The 17,962-nt window shown below is 68.4% G+C and carries 17 protein-coding genes; 10 read left to right on the forward strand and 7 right to left on the reverse strand.

The window, feature by feature from the left end; genetic code table 11:
• Positions 1 to 19: 19 nt before the first annotated feature.
• Both ACH4G3_RS13495 and ACH4G3_RS13500 read left to right on the forward strand, forming a co-directional pair.
• Positions 20 to 2,674, forward strand: coding sequence for a transglycosylase domain-containing protein (locus tag ACH4G3_RS13495; protein ID WP_397624587.1), 2,655 nt, complete (start codon positions 20 to 22; stop codon positions 2,672 to 2,674).
• Positions 2,675 to 2,792: 118 nt separating this feature from the next.
• Positions 2,793 to 4,301, forward strand: coding sequence for a glycosyltransferase family 87 protein (locus ACH4G3_RS13500; protein WP_397624763.1), 1,509 nt, complete (start codon positions 2,793 to 2,795; stop codon positions 4,299 to 4,301).
• 79 nt (positions 4,302 to 4,380) lie between these two features.
• On the opposite strand, the gene ACH4G3_RS13505 is transcribed toward ACH4G3_RS13500, so the two are convergent.
• The 3 genes from ACH4G3_RS13505 to ACH4G3_RS13515 all read right to left on the reverse strand — a co-directional run bounded on the left by ACH4G3_RS13505 (position 4,381) and on the right by ACH4G3_RS13515 (position 7,101).
• Positions 4,381 to 5,412 carry an alanine racemase gene (locus tag ACH4G3_RS13505; protein WP_397624588.1) on the reverse strand — a complete coding sequence of 344 codons (1,032 nt, stop codon included), beginning with the start codon at positions 5,410 to 5,412 and terminating at the stop codon, positions 4,381 to 4,383.
• Positions 5,413 to 5,494: 82 nt separating this feature from the next.
• Positions 5,495 to 6,616 (reverse strand): peptidoglycan bridge formation glycyltransferase FemX, encoded by a 1,122-nt coding sequence (gene femX / locus ACH4G3_RS13510; protein ID WP_020277982.1) that lies wholly within the window; start codon positions 6,614 to 6,616, stop codon positions 5,495 to 5,497.
• A 167-nt stretch (positions 6,617 to 6,783) separates the two neighbouring features.
• A complete protein-coding gene (locus ACH4G3_RS13515; RefSeq protein ID WP_354737771.1) occupies positions 6,784 to 7,101 on the reverse strand; it encodes a hypothetical protein in 318 nt (105 codons plus the stop codon).
• A 263-nt stretch (positions 7,102 to 7,364) separates the two neighbouring features.
• Between ACH4G3_RS13515 and rpsF the strand changes: the two genes are divergently transcribed.
• The 4 genes from rpsF (at position 7,365) to rplI (ending at position 9,069) form a co-directional block, all read left to right on the forward strand.
• The gene (gene rpsF / locus ACH4G3_RS13520) at positions 7,365 to 7,655 is read left to right on the forward strand and encodes a 30S ribosomal protein S6 (protein WP_003991486.1); all 291 of its coding nucleotides are present in this window, start codon (positions 7,365 to 7,367) and stop codon (positions 7,653 to 7,655) included.
• Positions 7,656 to 7,726: 71 nt separating this feature from the next.
• A complete protein-coding gene (locus ACH4G3_RS13525; protein ID WP_397624589.1) occupies positions 7,727 to 8,323 on the forward strand; it encodes a single-stranded DNA-binding protein in 597 nt (198 codons plus the stop codon).
• 44 nt (positions 8,324 to 8,367) lie between these two features.
• Complete coding sequence (gene rpsR, locus ACH4G3_RS13530) at positions 8,368 to 8,604, forward strand: 30S ribosomal protein S18 (protein ID WP_003949403.1); 237 nt, start codon at positions 8,368 to 8,370, stop codon at positions 8,602 to 8,604.
• 18 nt (positions 8,605 to 8,622) lie between these two features.
• Complete coding sequence (gene rplI / locus ACH4G3_RS13535) at positions 8,623 to 9,069, forward strand: 50S ribosomal protein L9 (RefSeq protein ID WP_354737775.1); 447 nt, start codon at positions 8,623 to 8,625, stop codon at positions 9,067 to 9,069.
• Between the two features lie 172 nt (positions 9,070 to 9,241).
• On the opposite strand, the gene ACH4G3_RS13540 is transcribed toward rplI, so the two are convergent.
• Positions 9,242 to 10,579, reverse strand: coding sequence for an MATE family efflux transporter (locus ACH4G3_RS13540; protein ID WP_397624590.1), 1,338 nt, complete (start codon positions 10,577 to 10,579; stop codon positions 9,242 to 9,244).
• 460 nt (positions 10,580 to 11,039) lie between these two features.
• Here ACH4G3_RS13540 and dnaB point away from each other — a divergent pair, with 460 nt between their 5' ends.
• Positions 11,040 to 12,521: a replicative DNA helicase gene (dnaB, locus tag ACH4G3_RS13545; RefSeq protein ID WP_397624591.1), complete on the forward strand. Its 1,482-nt coding sequence runs from the start codon at positions 11,040 to 11,042 to the stop codon at positions 12,519 to 12,521.
• 81 nt (positions 12,522 to 12,602) lie between these two features.
• Positions 12,603 to 13,988, forward strand: a complete 1,386-nt coding sequence (locus ACH4G3_RS13550) for a serine hydrolase domain-containing protein (protein WP_397624592.1) — start codon at positions 12,603 to 12,605, stop codon at positions 13,986 to 13,988.
• Between the two features lie 58 nt (positions 13,989 to 14,046).
• Here the strand turns inward: ACH4G3_RS13550 and ACH4G3_RS13555 are convergent, their stop codons facing one another.
• A complete protein-coding gene (locus ACH4G3_RS13555) occupies positions 14,047 to 14,499 on the reverse strand; it encodes a GNAT family N-acetyltransferase (RefSeq protein WP_397624593.1) in 453 nt (150 codons plus the stop codon).
• Positions 14,500 to 14,539: 40 nt separating this feature from the next.
• Positions 14,540 to 15,004: a MarR family winged helix-turn-helix transcriptional regulator gene (locus tag ACH4G3_RS13560; RefSeq protein ID WP_020271185.1), complete on the reverse strand. Its 465-nt coding sequence runs from the start codon at positions 15,002 to 15,004 to the stop codon at positions 14,540 to 14,542.
• Between the two features lie 143 nt (positions 15,005 to 15,147).
• Here ACH4G3_RS13560 and ACH4G3_RS13565 point away from each other — a divergent pair, with 143 nt between their 5' ends.
• Both ACH4G3_RS13565 and ACH4G3_RS13570 read left to right on the forward strand, forming a co-directional pair.
• Positions 15,148 to 16,356 (forward strand): MFS transporter, encoded by a 1,209-nt coding sequence (locus ACH4G3_RS13565; RefSeq protein WP_397624594.1) that lies wholly within the window; start codon positions 15,148 to 15,150, stop codon positions 16,354 to 16,356.
• Between the two features lie 75 nt (positions 16,357 to 16,431).
• Entirely contained in the window at positions 16,432 to 16,854 is a 423-nt protein-coding gene (locus ACH4G3_RS13570; protein ID WP_397624595.1) for a GlcG/HbpS family heme-binding protein, read from the forward strand.
• Positions 16,855 to 16,923: 69 nt separating this feature from the next.
• Here ACH4G3_RS13570 and ACH4G3_RS13575 read toward each other — a convergent pair whose 3' ends face one another.
• Complete coding sequence (locus tag ACH4G3_RS13575) at positions 16,924 to 17,790, reverse strand: GNAT family N-acetyltransferase (RefSeq protein ID WP_397624596.1); 867 nt, start codon at positions 17,788 to 17,790, stop codon at positions 16,924 to 16,926.
• Between the last annotated feature and the right edge of the window lie 172 nt (positions 17,791 to 17,962).

Here is a 17,962-nt window from a genome sequence, read left to right on the forward strand (position 1 = left end):
CCCGAGGAGTAGTCGTTCGATGAGCGAGCACCGTCGCAAACCGCCGCAGCCGCAGGGAGGCGGACGTGCCGCGGCCCGACGCGGCCAGTCCGGTTCGTCCCCCGGTCGCCGCGCGGCCCCGCGAGGCGCCACCGGGTCTCCGTCCGACTCCTATGGGTCGGACTCCTACGGCTCGGGGGGTGAGGAGCGTCCGTACGGCGGCCGTGCCGAGGCCCGGCGTGCGGCGCAAAGAAGTGCCGGAGGCGGCCGACGCAGAGCGGCCGAACCGGCCCGTGGCGGCCGGCGCGCCGCTCCCGGCGGGCCGGCCGGGCCCGGGCGGGGCAGGGGGCGCACGGCTGCCTATTCCGACAAGAAGCGGCTGATCGACTATCCGCGGGCCGGCAAGTACGGCTGGCAGCGCTGGCTGCCGTCCTGGAAGCTCGTCTCCGGCCTGTGCATCGGCTTCTTCGGCAGCCTGGTGGCCGTGGCCGGCATCGGATACGCCATGGTGGGCGTCCCCAACGAGGAGAACGCGGCGGCCCTGTCGCAGAACAACGTCTACTACTGGTCGAACGGCCAGCAGATGGTTGCGACGGGCAGCGGCCAGAACCGGCAGAACGTCACGATCGACCGGATCCCCAAGGCCATGCAGCAGGCGGTGATCTCGGCCGAGAACAAGAGCTTCTACCAGGACTCGGGTGTCGACCCGATGGGCATCGCGCGGGCTCTGGCGAACATGGCCCGGGGCGGTGACACGCAGGGTGGTTCGACGATCACCCAGCAGTTCGTCAAGAACACCTACCTGAGCCAGGACCAGACGATCACCCGTAAGTTCAAGGAGATGTTCATCTCGATCAAGGTGGGCACCAAGCTCACCAAGGACGAGATCCTCCAGGGGTACCTGAACACCTCCTACTACGGCCGCGGCGCCTACGGCATCCAGGCCGCCGCCCAGACGTACTACGGCAAGGACGCGGTCAAGCTCGAGCCGAGCGAGTGCGCCTTCCTCGCCGCCCTGCTCAAGGGCCCGACGTACTACGACCCCGCGGGCAACGACAGCCTCGACTCCTCGGCGAGCGCCGAGGCCAACGAGAAGCGGTCCAGGGCGCGCTGGGGCTGGATCCTCGAGCAGATGCACAACGACAACAAGCTCTCGGACGCCGAGTACCAGAAGGCGATCAAGAAGTACCCCATGCCCCAGGGCCGCAAGGCGACCAAGGGCATGAGCGGCCAGATCGGCTACCTGGCGGACACCGCCAAGAAGTACGTCCTGAACCACTCCAACATCACGGAGAAGCAGTTCGACCAGGGCGGCTACCAGATCAGGACGACCTTCGAGAAGGCCAAGGTCGAGGCGCTGGCCAAGGCCGTGAAGAAGGTCGAGAAGGAAAAACTGGACCCGGAGAAGCGTGAGCTGGACAAGCACGTCCAGTTCGGTGCGGCGTCGGTGAAGCCCAAGGACGGCGCGATCGTCGCGCTCTACGGTGGTGCGGGTTACGAGAACGGCCACTTCAACAACAACGCGGACACCTCAGGTGTCCCCGTCGGTTCGACGTGGAAGCCGTTCGTGCTCGCCGCCGCCATGGAGCACGGCACTTACCGGAGCGACGGTCCCCTCTCGCCGATGAGCAAGTACAACGGCAACGACCACCTCAAGGTCAGGAACAACGACGGCTCCTACGTCCTGAAGAAGGACAACACACCGTTCTTCCAGGAGAACGAGAGCGACCACCCCTGGGGCTACATCACCTTGCGCAAGGCGATGGAGCAGTCCGTCAACACCCCGTTCGTCCAGCTCGGCATGGACGTCGGGATGAGGAACGTGCGGGACGTGGCCGAGAAGTCCGGCATCCTGGACGCCAGTTTCGCCACCCTCAACCCGTCGTTCGCGCTCGGTACGTCGACACCCAGTGCGATCCGCATGGCCGACGCCTACGCGACGTTCGCCGCCGCCGGCAAGCAGGCCTCCCCGTACTCGGTGACCAGCGTCAAGTTCAACGGGAAGGAAGTCGAAGGCTTCGACAAGCCGCGCATCACGCAGGCGATGCCCGAGAACGTGGCCAACAACGTCACGGACACTCTGGAGAACGTCATCCAGAACGGTACGGGTAAGAACGCCCTGGCCCTGGGCCGTACGGCGGCCGGTAAGACCGGTACCACGGACGAGAACAAGTCGGCCTGGTTCGTCGGCTACACCCAGCAGCTGTCGACCTCGGTCGCGATGTTCCGTGAGGACCCCAAGAGCGCCAAGCTGCTCTCCATGAACGGCACGGCGGGTGAGGAGTCCATCCACGGTGGTGACACTCCCACCCAGGTGTGGACCGAGTACATGAAGGCCGCGCTGGACGGCGAGCCCGACCTCGGCTTCCCGGAGGCCGAGAAGATCGGTGAGATCCAGCACGAGGTGGGCGCTCCGTCGCCGACCCCGACGCCGAGCGTCACGCCCAGCGAGACCGTGACCGAGTCGCCGAGCGCGACGCCCAGCGAGACGCCGACGCTTCCGTCGCCTTCGCCGAGCGACACCTGTGGATTCTTCGGATGTGAGGAGGACGGTGGCGCGCAGAACGGCGGCACCGGTAACGGGGGCACAGACGGAGGGGCTTCCCCCGAGCCCACGCCAACCGATACGAATCTGGACGGCGGCAACACCAGAGGCAATGGCAACGGAGGCATCTTCGGAGGCCCCGAGGGATAGCCGGCTCGCCCGGCATGGGTGTTTCACGTGAAACGCGAAGACGTTTCACGTGAAACACGGGCCGTCGCACCTACCCGGTGCGGCGGCCCTCGGCGTTTTGATGGACGCGTACGGCAGGATGTGCGGCATGGCCAGTGCAGAATCGACGCAAGCGAGCGTCCACGAGCCGGACCCGGTGCGGCCGACCCAGGAGGACAAGGTCGCCGCGGCCGGCAGCGAGCTGATCGGCGGCCCGCTCGGGCGGCGTGCCCTGCTCGGGGCGTCATGGTGGACTCCCGTACGGGTGATCGCGCTGGTGGCGATCGGCATGTTCGCCCTCGGTCTGGTCCAGAAGGCACCCTGCTACAACGGCGCCTGGTTCTTCGGTGCCAGTTCCCAGTACACGCACGCCTGCTACTCGGACATCCCGCACCTCTACCAGGGCCGCGGCTTCGCCGACGGGCTCGTGCCGTACTTCGACAAGCTCCCCGGCGACATGCAGTACCTGGAGTACCCGGTGCTCACCGGTGTCTTCATGGAGGTCGCCTCCTGGCTCACGCCCGGCAGCGGCACCATCCAGGACCAGGAGCAGTGGTACTGGATGGTCAACGCCGGGATGCTGATGGTGTGCGCGTCGGTCATCGCCGTCTGCGTGACCCGTACCCATGCCCGGCGTCCCTGGGACGGCCTGCTGGTCGCCCTGGCACCTGCCTTCGCCCTGACGGCGACGATCAACTGGGACCTGCTGGCGGTCGCTCTGACGGCCGCGGCGATGCTGATGTGGTCGCGCGGCCGCTCCCTCGCCTTCGGCGTCCTCCTGGGACTCGCCACGGCCGCCAAGCTCTATCCCTTCCTGATCCTCGGGCCGCTGCTGGTGCTGTGCTGGCGCGCGGGCAAGTGGCGTGCGTTCGGGACGGCTTTGGGCGGTGCGATCGTCGCCTGGGTCGTCGTGAACGGGCCGGTGATGCTCTTCGCGTTCGAGGGCTGGTCGAAGTTCTACACGTTCAGCCAGGAGCGGGGCGTCGACTTCGGCTCCTTCTGGCTGATCATGGCCCAGAACTCGGACAGCCCGCTCAGCACCGACACCGTCAACACGCTCGCCACGCTGCTGATGCTGGTGTGCTGCGCGGGTGTCGCCGTGCTCGCGCTGACCGCACCGCGCCGCCCGCGGTTCGCCCAGCTCGCCTTCCTGATCGTCGCGGCGTTCATCCTCACCAACAAGGTCTACTCGCCGCAGTACGTCCTGTGGCTGGTGCCCCTGGCCGCCCTGGCCCGGCCGAAGTGGCGGGACTTCCTGATCTGGCAGGCCTGCGAGGTGGCGTACTTCCTGGGGATCTGGATGTACCTCGCGTACACGACCAGCGGAGACGCCCACAAGGGGCTGCCCACCGACGGCTACCACTGGGCCATCGGCATGCACCTGCTGGGCACGCTGTATTTGTGCGTCATGATCGTGCGCGACATCTTCATGCCGGAGCGGGATCCCGTTCGCCGGTCCGGGGACGACGATCCCTCGGGCGGAGTGCTCGACGGCGCGGAGGACGTCTTCGTCCTCGGTCCCGCGGCCCGGCCCGCCCGGCACGCGGCTGCTCAGTTCGACGGGCCGCAGGTCGAGTGGGGCAGGCAGGGCGCGGACGGTTCGCTCTGAGTGAACGATGCGAAAGGCCGTACACGGGAAACCGTGTACGGCCTTCTTGCTGTGCGGGGCCGGTGAGTGTGCTCGCCGGTCAGCGGTCCACGATCCGGTCGAACTGCGTGGTCGTGTGCCGCAGATGGGCCACCAGTTCCTCGCCGACCTTCGGCTCGGGCGCGTCCGCGGGCACGAACAGGATCGAGACCTGCATGTGCGGCGGCTCGGCGAACCAGCGCTGCTTGCCGCCCCAGACGAACGGAGAAAGGTTCCGGTTGACTGTCGCGAGGCCGGCCCGGGCGACGCCCTTGGCCCGCGGCATGACGCCGTGCAGCGCCTTGGGGGCCTCCAGGCCCACCCCGTGCGACGTACCGCCCGCCACGACCACCAGGAAGCCGTCGGAGGCGGCCTTCTGCTGCCGGTAGCCGAAGCGCTCCCCCTTGGCCACGCGCGTGACGTCCAGGACCGCGCCGCGGTACTCGGTGGCCTCGTGGTCCCCCAGCCACAGCCGCGTGCCGATGCGGGCACGGAACCGGGTCTGCGGGAACTGCTGCTGGAGCCGGATGAGGTCCTCGGCCTTGAGGTGGCTGACGAACATGGTGTGCAGAGGCAGCCGGGCGGCGCGCAGCCGGTCCATCCAGCCGATGACTTCCTCGACCGCGTCCGAGCCGTCGGTGCGGTCCAGCGGCAGGTGGATCGCGAAGCCTTCCAGGCGGATGTTCTCGATGGCGGCGTGCAGTTGGGGCAGGTCCTGCTCGCTGATGCCGTGCCGCTTCATCGAGGACATCACCTCGATCACCACACGGGCACCGACGAGGCCGTACACGCCGTCTATCGACGACACCGAGCGGATGACCCGGTCCGGCAGGGGCACGGGCTCCTCGCCGCGCCGGTAAGGCGTCAGCACCAGCAGGTCACCGCCGAACCAGTCCTTGATCCGGGCGGCCTCGTACGTCGTGCCGACGGCGAGGACGTCCGAGCCCAGTCGCGTGGCTTCCTCCGCCAGCCGCTCGTGCCCGAAGCCGTAGCCGTTGCCCTTGCAGACCGGCACGAGGCCTGGGAACTGCTCCTGCACGTGCTTGTGGTGCGCCCGCCAGCGCGCGGTGTCGACGTAGAGCGTGAGCGCCATGGCCGGACCTGGAACCTTTCTCGTGGTTGCCGTGTGTCAGTGGTTGCCGTGTGTCAGAGGTATAGAAGCACTGAACGTGACATCAGCGGCGCGACATGTAGATGTCGAGCGCCTTGTGCAGCAGCTTGTTCAGCGGGAAGTCCCACTCGCCGAGGTACTCGGCGGCCTGGCCGCCCGTGCCCACCTTGAACTGGATCAGACCGAAGAGGTGGTCGGTCTCGTCCAGCGAGTCGGAGATACCGCGCAGGTCGTAGACGGTGGCGCCGAGCGCGTAGGCGTCGCGCAGCATCCGCCACTGCATCGCGTTCGAGGGCCGGACCTCGCGGCCGATGTTGTCGGAGGCGCCGTAGGAGTACCAGACGTGCCCGCCGACGATCAGCATGGTCGCTGCCGACAGGTTCACGCCGTTGTGCCGTGCGAAGTACAGCCGCATGCGGTTGGGGTCCTCGGTGTTGAGGGCCGTCCACATGCGCTGGAAGTACGACAGCGGGCGCGGCCGGAAGTGGTCGCGCACGGCCGTGATCTCGTACAGCCGCTGCCATTCCTCGAGGTCCTGGTAGCCGCCCTGGACGACCTCGACGCCGGCCTTCTCGGCCTTCTTGATGTTGCGGCGCCACAGCTGGTTGAAGTTCTTGTGGACCTCTTCCAGGGAGCGGTTGGCCAGCGGCACCTGGAAGACGTAGCGGGGCTGGACGTCGCCGAAGCCGGCGCCGCCGTCCTCGCCCTGCTGCCACCCCATGCGGCGCAGTTTGTCGGCGACCTCGAAGGCACGCGGCTCGATGTGGTCGGCCTCGATGTCGCGCAGCCGCTTCACGTCGGGGTTCTGGATGCCCTGCTTGATCGAGGTGGCGTCCCAGCGCCGGATGACCACCGGCGGGCCCATCTTCACCGAGAAGGCGCCCTGCTGCTTCAGGTGCGCCAGCATCGGCTCGATCCAGTCCTGGAGATTCGGCGCGAACCAGTTGATGACCGGGCCCTCGGGCAGATAGGCGAGGTAGCGCTTGATCTTGGGAAGCTGCCGGTAGAGGACCAGACCGGCACCGACCAGCTCGCCCGTCCTGTCGTCGAACCATCCGAGGTTCTCGGAGCGCCACTCCGCCTTGACGTCAGCCCAGGCCGGGACCTGCATGTGGCTCGCCGACGGCAGGCTCTGGATGTAGGCCAGATGCTGCTCTCGACTGATGGTCCTCAGGGTCAGGCTCATTTCGGGGCGCTCCTCGGGCTGGTGTGTCCCCATGGGGTCAGGGGCTCCGGCTCTCGCGCGAAGCCTACTGCGCCTGGGATGCGCGCCGGTTGGGCGTACGGAACCTTCGCCCCGGCCCGTGAGCGGCCGGGGCGTCACCCGGTGTTCAGAAGGGGATGTCCCTGGCGTCAGTCGATGAGACCGCCGAAGAGACCGCCGTGCGCCATGCCCAGGAAGAACCCGACGCCCGCGGCACCGAGGCCGAGGATCAGGCCGAAGCGTTCCCTGGTCGTCTCCGACACCCACTGGCCGTACGCACCGGTGAGAACGCCCACCAGGCCGGTCCAGGAGCTGAGGAGATGCAGGTCCTCGTCGACGAGTGCCGTGATGAACGACGTGATGCCCAGCACCAGGGTCACCGCGAGCAGGGCGTCCTGGAGGGGGTGGGGCTTGCCGTCCGTGGCGAAGAGGCCGCCGGCGGTGTTGGGTCGCAATGCCTGTGCCATAGGGCACCTCCTGCGAAAGTCGGCGCATCGTAGCGCCATACACACCCGATGTGTACAGATTGGCTGCCCTCGCGGCCGGATTTCAACCGCAAGCCACTGTGCGGGTACTCTGTACCGTCCGCACCGGTGTCTGCCCATGTCACGACAGGGGCTCCTCGACGGAACCCCCGACTGTCAGTGGTGGCCGATACCGTTGCTACGCATCACAACCCTCCTGCCACGGAACGACCGTGGCCGCTGAGTCCAAAGGAGGTGGGTTCCACATGCGTCACTACGAGGTGATGGTCATCCTCGACCCCGACGTCGAGGAGCGCGCTGTCTCCCCGCTGATCGAGAACTTCCTCTCTGTCGTCCGTGACGGCGGCGGAAAGGTCGAGAAGGTCGACACCTGGGGCCGTCGTCGTCTCGCGTACGAGATCAAGAAGAAGCCCGAGGGCATCTACTCGGTCATCGACCTTCAGGCTGAGCCTGCGGTCGTCAAGGAGCTCGACCGCCAGATGAACCTGAACGAGTCGGTCCTCCGGACCAAGGTCCTCCGTCCCGAGACCCACTGAGCTCTCCCGCTCAGCTGATTCCGGGATTCGAGTAGCAAGCAGCCAGAGCAAACCCGCCGAGAGGTTCCCCCATGGCAGGCGAGACCGTCATCACGGTGGTCGGCAATCTTGTCGACGACCCCGAGCTGCGCTTCACCCCCTCCGGTGCGGCCGTCGCGAAGTTCCGTGTCGCGTCCACTCCCCGCACCTTCGACCGCCAGACGAACGAGTGGAAGGACGGCGAGAGCCTGTTCCTGACCTGCTCGGTCTGGCGTCAGGCGGCGGAGAACGTCGCGGAGTCGCTCCAGCGAGGCATGCGCGTCATCGTGCAGGGCCGGCTGAAGCAGCGGTCCTACGAGGACCGTGAGGGCGTCAAGCGCACGGTCTACGAGCTGGACGTCGAGGAAGTCGGCGCCAGCCTGCGCAATGCCACGGCCAAGGTCACCAAGACCACGGGCCGCGGTGGCCAGGGCGGCTACGGCGGCGGTGGCGGTGGCGGTGGCGGCCAGGGTGGCGGCGGCTGGGGCGGCGGCCCCGGTGGCGGCCAGCAGGGCGGCGGCGCTCCCGCCGACGACCCGTGGGCGACCGGCGCTCCCGCCGGTGGCGCCCAGGGCGGTGGCGGCGGCTGGGGCGGCGGCTCCGGCGGCGGCCAGCAGGGCGGCGGCTACTCGGACGAGCCCCCCTTCTAGGGCGGGTTCGCACCCCAACTTCTTGATCACACAGGAGATACACCATGGCGAAGCCGCCTGTGCGCAAGCCGAAGAAGAAGGTCTGCGCATTCTGCAAGGACAAGGTCACGTACGTGGACTACAAGGACACGAACATGCTGCGGAAGTTCATTTCCGACCGCGGCAAGATCCGTGCCCGCCGCGTGACCGGCAACTGCACGCAGCACCAGCGTGACGTCGCCACGGCCGTGAAGAACAGCCGTGAGATGGCGCTGCTGCCCTACACCTCCACCGCGCGATAAGGGAAGGGTGACCGACACATGAAGATCATCCTCACCCACGAGGTCACCGGCCTCGGTGCCGCGGGCGACGTCGTCGACGTCAAGGACGGTTACGCTCGCAACTACCTGATCCCGCGGAAGTTCGCTATCCGCTGGACCAAGGGTGGCGAGAAGGACGTCGAGCAGATCCGTCGTGCTCGCAAGATCCACGAGATCCAGACCATCGAGCAGGCCAACCAGGTGAAGGCCCAGCTCGAGGGCGTCAAGGTCCGTCTGGCTGTCCGCTCCGGCGACGCCGGTCGTCTCTTCGGTTCCGTCACCCCGGCCGACATCGCTTCCGCGATCAAGGCTTCCGGTGGCCCCGAGGTCGACAAGCGCCGCATCGAGCTGGGCTCGCCGATCAAGACGCTGGGCGCTCACGAGACGTCCGTGCGTCTGCACCCCGAGGTTGCCGCCAAGGTCAACATCGAGGTTGTCGCGGCCTGAGTGCCGTGCTCGCTGAAGCAGTGAGCGATGGGGCCGCACCCTTCCGGGTGCGGTCCCATCGTCGTTTCCGCCCCGTCGTTGTCTCCGTCGCGTCGTCGTTCTCGTCCCGTCGACGTTTCACGTGAAACACGGTGTTTCACGTGAAACAGTCAGCAACCGCTGAGGCCGGTCGTCAGCGGGTCGCGCCCGTCACGATCCAGCGGCCCGAGCGGGTCCGGAGCCACAGCGTCATCATCCGCACCGTCATCATCAGCGTCATGGTGGCCCAGAGGGCGGTGAGCCCACCGCCCAGTACCGGCACCAGGAGGGCGAACGGGGTGAAGACCGCCAGAGTGATCAGCATCGCCCAGGCCAGGTAGGGACCGTCGCCGGCGCCCATCAAGACTCCGTCCAGCACGAAGACGATGCCCGAGATCGGCTGTGAGAGCGCGACGATGAGCAGGGCGGGCAGCGCTGCGTCCGTGACCGCCGAGTCACTGGTGAACAGGGGTAGAAATGCCGGTCGGGTGATGACGACCAGAATGCCGAGGACGACTCCGACGCCGATCCCCCACTCGACCATGCGACGGCATGCGTCGCGGGCGCCCTGTGCGTCACCGGCTCCGAGATAGCGCCCGATGATGGCTTGTCCCGCGATGGCAATGGCGTCGAGGGCGAAGGCGAGCAGGCTCCACAGGGACAGGATGATCTGGTGTGCGGCGATGTCGGCATCCCCGAGACGGGCGGCGACCGCCGTGGCGATCATCAGGATCGCCCGCAGGGAGAGGGTGCGAACCAGCAGGGGAACACCAGCCTGTGCGGAGGCCCTGATCCCGGCGGCGTCCGGGCGCAGCGAGGCACCGTGCTTGCGCGCCCCGCGCAGGACCACGGCGAGGTAGACCACCGCCATGCCCCACTGGGCGATGACGGTTCCCCAGGCGGAGCCGGCGATCCCCAGGTCGGCGCCGTAGACGAGCCCCACGTTGAGGGCGCCGTTGGCGACGAAGCCGGCGATGGCCACATAGAGAGGCGTTTTGGTGTCCTGGAGGCCACGCAGCACGCCGGTCGCGGCGAGTACGACGAGCATCGCCGGTATGCCGAGCGTGGAGATACGCAGGTACGTGGTCGCATAGGGAGCCGCCGCGTCAGAAGCGCCGAAGAGGTCCACGACGCCGGATGCCGTCGGCAGGACGACGGCGACGACGGCAGCGCCGAGGAGCAGAGCCAGCCAGATGCCGTCCATGCCCTGGCGGATGGCGGCCTGGAGATCACCCGCGCCGACGCGGCGGGCGACCGCCGCTGTCGTGGCGTAGGCGAGGAAGACGAAGACACTGACGGCGGTCATCAACAAGGCCGAGGCGACGCCGAGGCCGGCGAGTTGAGCCGTACCCAGATGGCCCACGATGGCGGTGTCGGCCATGAGGAAGAGGGGCTCGGCGACGAGGGAGCCGAAGGCCGGCACGGCCAGAGCGACGATCTCTCGGTCGTGCTGTCTCCGGCCGGTTCTGCGGCGCGCGGGGGCCTGTGTCATGTGCACCAATCTAATCGTCCACAGGTAAGAGATGCAAAGGCTTTGCGTCCCTTACTTTCTGTCCAGGGGCGCGCACTTCTGTGCACCGTTCGCAGCGATCTTGCGCCGGTTGGGGAAGTTTTTCTTCTGCACAGCCGGTGGACGGCAAAGCCGCAGGTCAGCGCCATCCCTTTGAGGTGGATGGAAGCTTGTTCACAGGCCTGTCCACCGGGTCGTGCACAGGTTTTGAGGAGTTCTCCACAGCATCTGGGCCGTCGTCCACATGGCCTGTGGATAACCAGATTGGCTGACGCTGCCGAGAGGCCTAACGTGGTCCGGCGCCCGCTCCGTCTGCCGGTTTCTAAAACGTCACAAAACCGGCGTTGGCCAACCGGAGTTGGGCGTCTCATTTGTCAGTGCCGTGCCGTAGAACAGAGGGGCACGGCGAGGTCTGCTGCGGCGGACGGGAGGAGGTGGCTCGGTGAGCATTTCCGAGCCCTTGGACGACCCGTGGGCCGACAGCGGTCCCAGTGATCGTCTGCCCGCCTCCCGTCGACGCGGCGAGGGACCCCGGGGCCGCGACGAGCAACACGAGCGCGGCAGGGACAACGGTGCGTGGGACGGTGGCGCCGCCCCGGCGTTCGAGCGGGTACCGCCGCAGGACATCGAGGCCGAGCAGTCCGTCCTCGGCGGCATGCTGCTCTCCAAGGACGCCATCGCCGACGTCGTCGAGATCCTCAAGGGCCACGACTTCTACAAGCCGGCACACGAGACGATCTACCAGGCCGTCCTCGACATCTACGCCAAGGGCGAGCCGGCCGACCCCATCACGATCGCCGCCGAGCTCACCAAACGGGGCGAGATCAACAAGGTCGGCGGGGCCTCGTATCTGCACACCCTCGTCCAGACGGTGCCCACGGCCGCCAACGCCGCCTACTACGCGGAGATCGTCCACGAGCGGGCCGTGCTGCGTCGCCTGGTCGAGGCGGGTACGCGCATCACGCAGATGGGATACGCGGCCGACGACGACGTCGACGAGATCGTCAACCGTGCCCAGGCGGAGGTCTACGCGGTCACCGAGCAGCGCACCAGCGAGGACTACCTGCCGCTCGGCGACATCATGGAGGGCGCGCTCGACGAGATCGAGGCGATCGGCTCGCGCAGCGGCGAGATGACCGGCGTGCCCACGGGGTTCACAGACTTCGACTCGCTCACCAACGGGCTGCACCCGGGCCAGATGATCGTTATCGCCGCGCGTCCCGCCATGGGTAAGTCGACGCTCGCGCTGGACTTCGCGCGGGCCGCCTCGATCAAGAACAACCTGCCGAGTGTGATCTTCTCGCTCGAAATGGGGCGCAACGAGATCGCGATGCGTCTGCTGTCCGCCGAGGCGCGGGTCGCCCTGCACCACATGCGGTCCGGCACGATGACGGATGAGGACTGGACGCGCCTGGCCCGGCGGATGCCGGACGTCTCGGCGGCCCCGCTCTACATCGACGACTCCCCGAACCTGTCGATGATGGAGATCCGCGCCAAGTGCCGCCGCCTCAAGCAGCGCAACGACCTCCGGCTGGTGGTCATCGACTACCTCCAGCTGATGCAGTCCGGCGGTTCCAAGCGGGCCGAGAGCCGTCAGCAGGAGGTCTCGGACATGTCCCGTAACCTCAAGCTGCTGGCCAAGGAGCTGGAGATCCCGGTCATCGCGCTCTCCCAGCTGAACCGTGGTCCCGAGCAGCGCACGGACAAGAAGCCGATGGTCTCCGACCTGCGTGAGTCCGGTTCCATCGAGCAGGACGCCGACATGGTCATCCTGCTGCACCGCGAGGACGCCTATGAGAAGGAGTCGCCGCGCGCGGGCGAGGCCGACCTGATCGTGGCCAAGCACCGAAACGGCCCGACGGCGACGATCACGGTCGCCTTCCAGGGTCACTACTCGCGGTTCGTGGACATGGCGCAGACCTGATCCGGTGGGGACGCAGGTCTGATCCGGTGCCGACGGCGAAATGAGTTCGACTCGTAGGCCCGGGCCAGGTGGACTTGGGCCATGACGACACCTCAGGAAGAGCTGCTCCCCGCAACGAGTCGTGCGCTGCTGCACCGGATTGCCGTGGCACAGGCCGAGGGGCGGGCGCCGTCGCTGGTCGCGGCCGTCGTCCGGGACGGCCGGGCGGTGTGGCACGGTGCGCGGACATCGGTGGACGGGGAAGAGCCGGACGAGAACGTCCAGTACCGCATCGGCTCGATCACCAAGACCTTCACCGCCGTTCTCGTGATGCGCCTGCGGGACGAGGGGCTGCTCGGGCTCGGGGATCCACTGGAGAAGTACGTGCCGGGTACCGGGGCGGGGGAGGCCACGATCGCCGAACTGCTCGCCCACACGGGCGGGCTGGCTGCCGAGTCGCCCGGCCCGTGGTGGGAGCGCACGTCCGGATCCCTGCGGCCCGAACTGTCCGACGTGCTCGGCGAGCAGCCTCTTCTGCACCCCGTCGGCCGGCGGCACCACTACTCGAACCCCGGCTACACGTTGCTGGGCGCACTCGTGGAGGAGCTGCGGGCGACCTCCTGGGAGGAGGCACTACGGCGTGAAGTGCTCGAACCGCTGGGGCTCGACCGGACGGGCGTGCGACCACAGGCCCCGCACGCGGGTGGCTGGGCCGTGCACCCTTGGGCCGATGTGCTGCTGCCCGAGCCCGCCGAGGACCTCGGTCGTATGGCACCCGCCGGACAACTCTGGTCGACCACGGCAGACCTGGCCCGGTTCGCGGCCTTCCTGGTGAAGGGCGACGAGAGGGTGCTGAGTGCAGAGTCCCTGCGGGAGATGCGGACTCCGGCGGCGCCTGCGGAAGCCGCGGACGTGATGTCCGGTGACGCCTACGGCCTCGGCATGCAGATTCAGCGCCGGCAGGGCCGGCTGCTCGTGGGGCACAGCGGATCCCTGCCGGGTTTCCTGGCGAGTGTGAGCATCAGCGTGGAGGACGACGTAGCGGCTGTGGTGCTGGCCAACTGCACCTCGGGCCCACTGGTGTCCGGCGTCTCGGCCGATCTCGTCCGTATCGTCGCCGAGGCGGAGCCGCGGATTCCCTCCTCCTGGAGGCCACTGCGTGACGTCGACCCGTCGATGCTGGAGCTGACGGGCCAGTGGTACTGGGGGACTCACGCCTTCGCCCTGCGGCTCACGGCCGAAGGGCTCGCCTCGCTGGAGCCACTGTCCGGCAACGGGCGACGCTCGCGGTTCCGTCCGAACAGCGACGGCACCTGGACCGGGCTGGAGGGGTACTACGCCGGAGAGCTGCTGAAGGCCGTACGGCGGCCGGACGGGTCCGTGAGCCATCTGGACCTCGGCTCGTTCGTGTTCACGCGGCAGCCGTACGACGAGGCGGCCCCGGTGCCGGGTGGGGTCGATCCCGAGGGGTGGCGCGGCATCGGATAGGCGGTGACATGAGTGGGCGCCCTGTTTCACGTGAAACAGGGCGCCCACTCGCGTCCGGTCACAGCGGGAGCTTGAAGCCCGTGTGGGAGGCCGTGAAGCCGAGCCGCTCGTAGAAGCGGTGGGCGTCGGTGCGGGTCTTGTCGGAGGTCAGCTGGACCAACTGGCAACCCTGATCCCGGGATTCGTCGATCGCCCACTCGATGAGCTGTGTTCCCAGGCCGCTGCCGCGCTCATCGGCATGAATGCGTACACCTTCGATGATCGACCTGGTTGCACCGCGTCGGGACAGCCCCGGAATGATCGTCAGCTGGAGCGTCCCGACGACGCGGCCTTCCCGGACCGCCACGACCAGGCGCTGGTTCGGGTCGGCGCTGAGCCGTTCCAGTGCGGTCAGGTACGGGGTGAGGTCGTCAGGCGACTCACGCTGGGCGCCCAGGGGGTCGTCCGCGAGCATGGCGACGATCGCCGGGACGTCGTCCGCGACGGCAGCACGTATCTCAAGATCTCCCATGACCGCACCCTACGCAGAGACGCCCTGTGCTGAGTCCCGCTCAGGCGGGCACCGGAGCCTTCAGCGTCTCCACGACCCGCACCAGCGGGGCCAGCTCGGGGTTCTTCGCCGCCTCGTCGAGGGCCTCGCGAAGGGCGGCGTCGTTGGTCGGCCGGGCCTCTTCGAGCAGCTTGAGGCCCGCCTCGGTGACGTTCGTGTAGATGCCCCGGCGGTCGGTGGGGCAGAGGTAGCGCTCCAGGAGACCGCGGTCCTCGAGCCGGGTGACCAGACGCGTGGTGGCGCTCTGGCTGAGGACGACCGCGTCGGCGACCTGCTTCATCTGGAGATGCCCTCCATCCCCGTCGTGCTGCCGGCTGAGCACGTCGAGCAGGGAGTACTCACGCGCGCTCAGGTCGTGCTTGGCCTGCAGAGCGCGCTCGATGTGGGCCTCGATTCTCCCGTGCAGCAGGGAGAGGGCGCACCAGCTCTGGGCGAGAGCGGTGAGCGCGGGGTCCGTCGCTGTCATTGGCGTTTCCTCCGTCCCGGAGCGGCTGACATCCAGGATAGAGCAGGTCCGCAATAGACGGCGGTTGCCTATAGCCCGCGTGTGCAACTATTGTGGACGCACGCAAAGCGCTCCTGCAATCGTCTGGGAAGGTGTACCCCTCCATGCCTCTCGCGCTTCTGGCCCTCGCGATCGGGGCCTTCGGAATCGGAACGACCGAGTTCGTGATCATGGGCTTGCTGCCCGAGGTCGCGGGCGACTACGGGGTCTCCATTCCCACCGCCGGGTATCTGGTGACCGGCTACGCGCTCGGTGTCATGTTCGGCGCCCCGCTGATGACCGTGCTGGGCACCAAGATCTCCCGCAAACGAATGCTGATGCTGCTGATGGGCCTGTTCATCGTCGGCAACCTGCTGTCGGCACTCGCTCCCGCCTTCGCCGTCATGCTGATCGGCCGGATCGTCGCCTCGCTGGCTCACGGCGCCTTCTTCGGTATCGGCTCGGTCGTCGCGGCCGACCTCGTCGCCCCCGACAAGAAGGCCGGAGCCATCGCGATGATGTTCACCGGCCTGACCGTCGCCAACGTCATCGGCGTCCCGCTGGGCACGCTCGTCGGGCAGTCCGTCGGCTGGCGGGTGACCTTCGGGATCGTCGCCGCCCTCGGCGTCGTCGGCCTGGCCGGCATCGCCCGGCTGGTCCCCGACATGCCCAAGCCGGAGGGGGTGCGCCTGCGGCACGAGCTCGCCGCCTTCAAGAACGTGCAGGTGCTGCTCGCCATGGCGATGACCGTCCTCGGCTTCGGCGGCGTCTTCGCGGCCATCACCTACATCGCTCCGATGATGACCCACACCGCGGGCTTCGCCGACGGCTCCGTCACCTGGCTGCTGGTCCTCTTCGGCCTCGGCATGGTCGGCGGCAACCTCGTGGGCGGCAAGTTCGCCGACCGCGCCCTGATGCCCATGCTGTACGTGTCCCTGGGCGCCCTGGCCGCCGTCCTGGCGCTGTTCACCCTCACGGCGCACGACAAGCTGCTGTCGGCCGTCACGATCGCCCTGATCGGCGCCCTGGGCTTCGCCACCGTCCCGCCGCTCCAGAAGCGCGTCCTCGATCAGGCGCACGGCGCCCCCACGCTCGCCTCCGCTGTGAACATCGGCGCCTTCAACCTCGGCAACGCTCTGTCCGCCTGGCTCGGCGGCCTCGTCATCGCGGCGGGCTTCGGCTACACCGCCCCCAATTGGGTCGGTGCCGCCCTGGCCGCGGGGGCCCTGGTCCTGGCCTTCCTCTCAGCCGCCCTGGAACGCCGCGCCGGTGCCCCCAGCACCGTCGTCACGGAATCCGCGCCGACCGAGCAGCGGACCGCCGTCCGCCACTGAGCCACCGGGCCGACCAGGCGCACCGGCTTCCCTTGACCCATCAGCACAATCCGCAAGCTTCCAGGAGAACCCCTCATGAGCACCAGCACCGCAGTCGCCCCGCTGACCACCCAGGACGCCGACGTCCTCGTCACCGCCGCCCGGCGTGCCGCCGAGGCTGCAGGCGTCACCGTCAGCATCACCGTCCTGGACGCGGGCGGTCATCTGCTCGCCTTCCGGCGTGACGACCGTGCCGTGCTGATCTCCGGCGAGACCAGCACCCGCAAGGCCTACACGGCTCTCCAGCTGAACGCACCCACCGCCGACCTCGTCGACGCCGTGCGGCCCGGAGGCCTCTTCCACACCCTGCCCACCGCGCTCGACCGGCCGCTGCTGTTCATCGCCGGTGGCGTGCCGGTGCACCGCGACGGCCGGCTGATCGGCGCGATCGGTGTCGGCGGCGGTGCGCCGGAGCAGGACCACGCCTTCGCCACGGCCGCCGTGGAGGCCCTCGCCTGACCGAGCCCCTTCAGCGAGACGCCGGTTCCCCGAACCTCAGGGGAATCGGCGTCGTCGTACCGGGGCCCGTCAGCCCGCCGCGACCGTGACCGGGGCGAACCGACGGCTCCAGTCCCCGGGCAGCTCGGTGATCCCGTAGGCCATCACGGAGTTGAAGGCAACGGACGCCAGACCGCGCTCCTTCGCCCACGCGAGCAGCTCTGTGTGGCGTACGTCGATGTCGGTGCGCAGGGGGCGGTCGGTGTGGGCGGCGAGCGAGGCGATGAGGGCCTGGGCCACCGACTGGTCACGCGCGATGAGCGGACCGACGACATGGGTGTCCATGTTGGGCCAGGCAGCCGCGTATCCGATGATCCGCCCGTTCTCCTCCGCCACGCGCAACTGGTCGGCGAAGGCCGGCAGCCGGGTGACGATATGCGTGCGGTCGGTCCCGAATGCCTGCTCGTCGAGCCGGAGGATCGCGGAGAGGTCCTCGGCGGTCGCGGCACGGGTGGCGACCGCCGGTTGTGGCCCGCCAGGAGTGAAACGCCCGCACACCATCTCCGCCCGACCGATGACCTTGAAGCCGAGTTCCTCGTAGAGGGGCCGGCCGTTCGGCGTCGCATGCAGGGTGAGGGGCGTGGTGCCCATAGCGGAAACGACGTGGCGCATCAGCCGACGTCCCACGCCCTGCCGGGTGTGCCGTTCGGCGACGAGGACCATGCCGATCGCCCCGAGGGCGGGGCGCTCGTGCGGTCCGTACTCGGTGACGACACAGGCGCTCACGAGGCCGCCGTCGGGGTCGTCGATGCCGTAGCCCTTCCCGGCTGTGAGGAGGAAGCCCCACTTGTGCTCCTCCCGTGGCCACCCCCGGTCCTCGGACAAGTCGGCGCAGGCGGCGAGATCGCGGAGCGTCAGACGGCGGATGGGCAAAGAGGCAAGGGAAGGAGTCGGCACGCAGGTCAGGCTGTCCGACCGGAGCCCCTGACGTCCACCTCTTTGCCTGGACACGCACGAGCTTTTGGCCAGTTGTAGCCGACTGCACAGAGCGCGGACACACGCCGGACGTTTCACGTGAAACACAGGCGCGTCACCCGGTAGTTGACCGCACTGATGATTCGCGCCGTGC

The organism is Streptomyces afghaniensis (genome assembly GCF_044327915.1).
GTDB classification, from domain to species: Bacteria; Actinomycetota; Actinomycetes; order Streptomycetales; family Streptomycetaceae; genus Streptomyces; species Streptomyces afghaniensis.

Bases quoted from the DNA above. Each gene is read 5' to 3' on its own strand.
- ACH4G3_RS13500 (WP_397624763.1), top strand. From the start codon at position 2,793: ATGTGCGGCATGGCCAGTGCAGAATCGACGCAAGCGAGCGTCCACGAG.
- ACH4G3_RS13560 (WP_020271185.1), bottom strand. From the start codon at position 15,004: ATGACAGCGACGGACCCCGCGCTCACCGCTCTCGCCCAGAGCTGGTGC.
- rpsR (WP_003949403.1), top strand. From the start codon at position 8,368: ATGGCGAAGCCGCCTGTGCGCAAGCCGAAGAAGAAGGTCTGCGCATTC.
- ACH4G3_RS13555 (WP_397624593.1), bottom strand. From the start codon at position 14,499: ATGGGAGATCTTGAGATACGTGCTGCCGTCGCGGACGACGTCCCGGCG.
- ACH4G3_RS13565 (WP_397624594.1), top strand. From the start codon at position 15,148: ATGCCTCTCGCGCTTCTGGCCCTCGCGATCGGGGCCTTCGGAATCGGA.
- ACH4G3_RS13540 (WP_397624590.1), bottom strand. From the start codon at position 10,579: ATGACACAGGCCCCCGCGCGCCGCAGAACCGGCCGGAGACAGCACGAC.
- ACH4G3_RS13515 (WP_354737771.1), bottom strand. From the start codon at position 7,101: ATGGCACAGGCATTGCGACCCAACACCGCCGGCGGCCTCTTCGCCACG.
- rpsF (WP_003991486.1), top strand. From the start codon at position 7,365: ATGCGTCACTACGAGGTGATGGTCATCCTCGACCCCGACGTCGAGGAG.
- ACH4G3_RS13505 (WP_397624588.1), bottom strand. From the start codon at position 5,412: ATGGCGCTCACGCTCTACGTCGACACCGCGCGCTGGCGGGCGCACCAC.
- ACH4G3_RS13525 (WP_397624589.1), top strand. From the start codon at position 7,727: ATGGCAGGCGAGACCGTCATCACGGTGGTCGGCAATCTTGTCGACGAC.
- ACH4G3_RS13570 (WP_397624595.1), top strand. From the start codon at position 16,432: ATGAGCACCAGCACCGCAGTCGCCCCGCTGACCACCCAGGACGCCGAC.
- femX (WP_020277982.1), bottom strand. From the start codon at position 6,616: ATGAGCCTGACCCTGAGGACCATCAGTCGAGAGCAGCATCTGGCCTAC.
- rplI (WP_354737775.1), top strand. From the start codon at position 8,623: ATGAAGATCATCCTCACCCACGAGGTCACCGGCCTCGGTGCCGCGGGC.
- ACH4G3_RS13550 (WP_397624592.1), top strand. From the start codon at position 12,603: ATGACGACACCTCAGGAAGAGCTGCTCCCCGCAACGAGTCGTGCGCTG.
- ACH4G3_RS13495 (WP_397624587.1), top strand. From the start codon at position 20: ATGAGCGAGCACCGTCGCAAACCGCCGCAGCCGCAGGGAGGCGGACGT.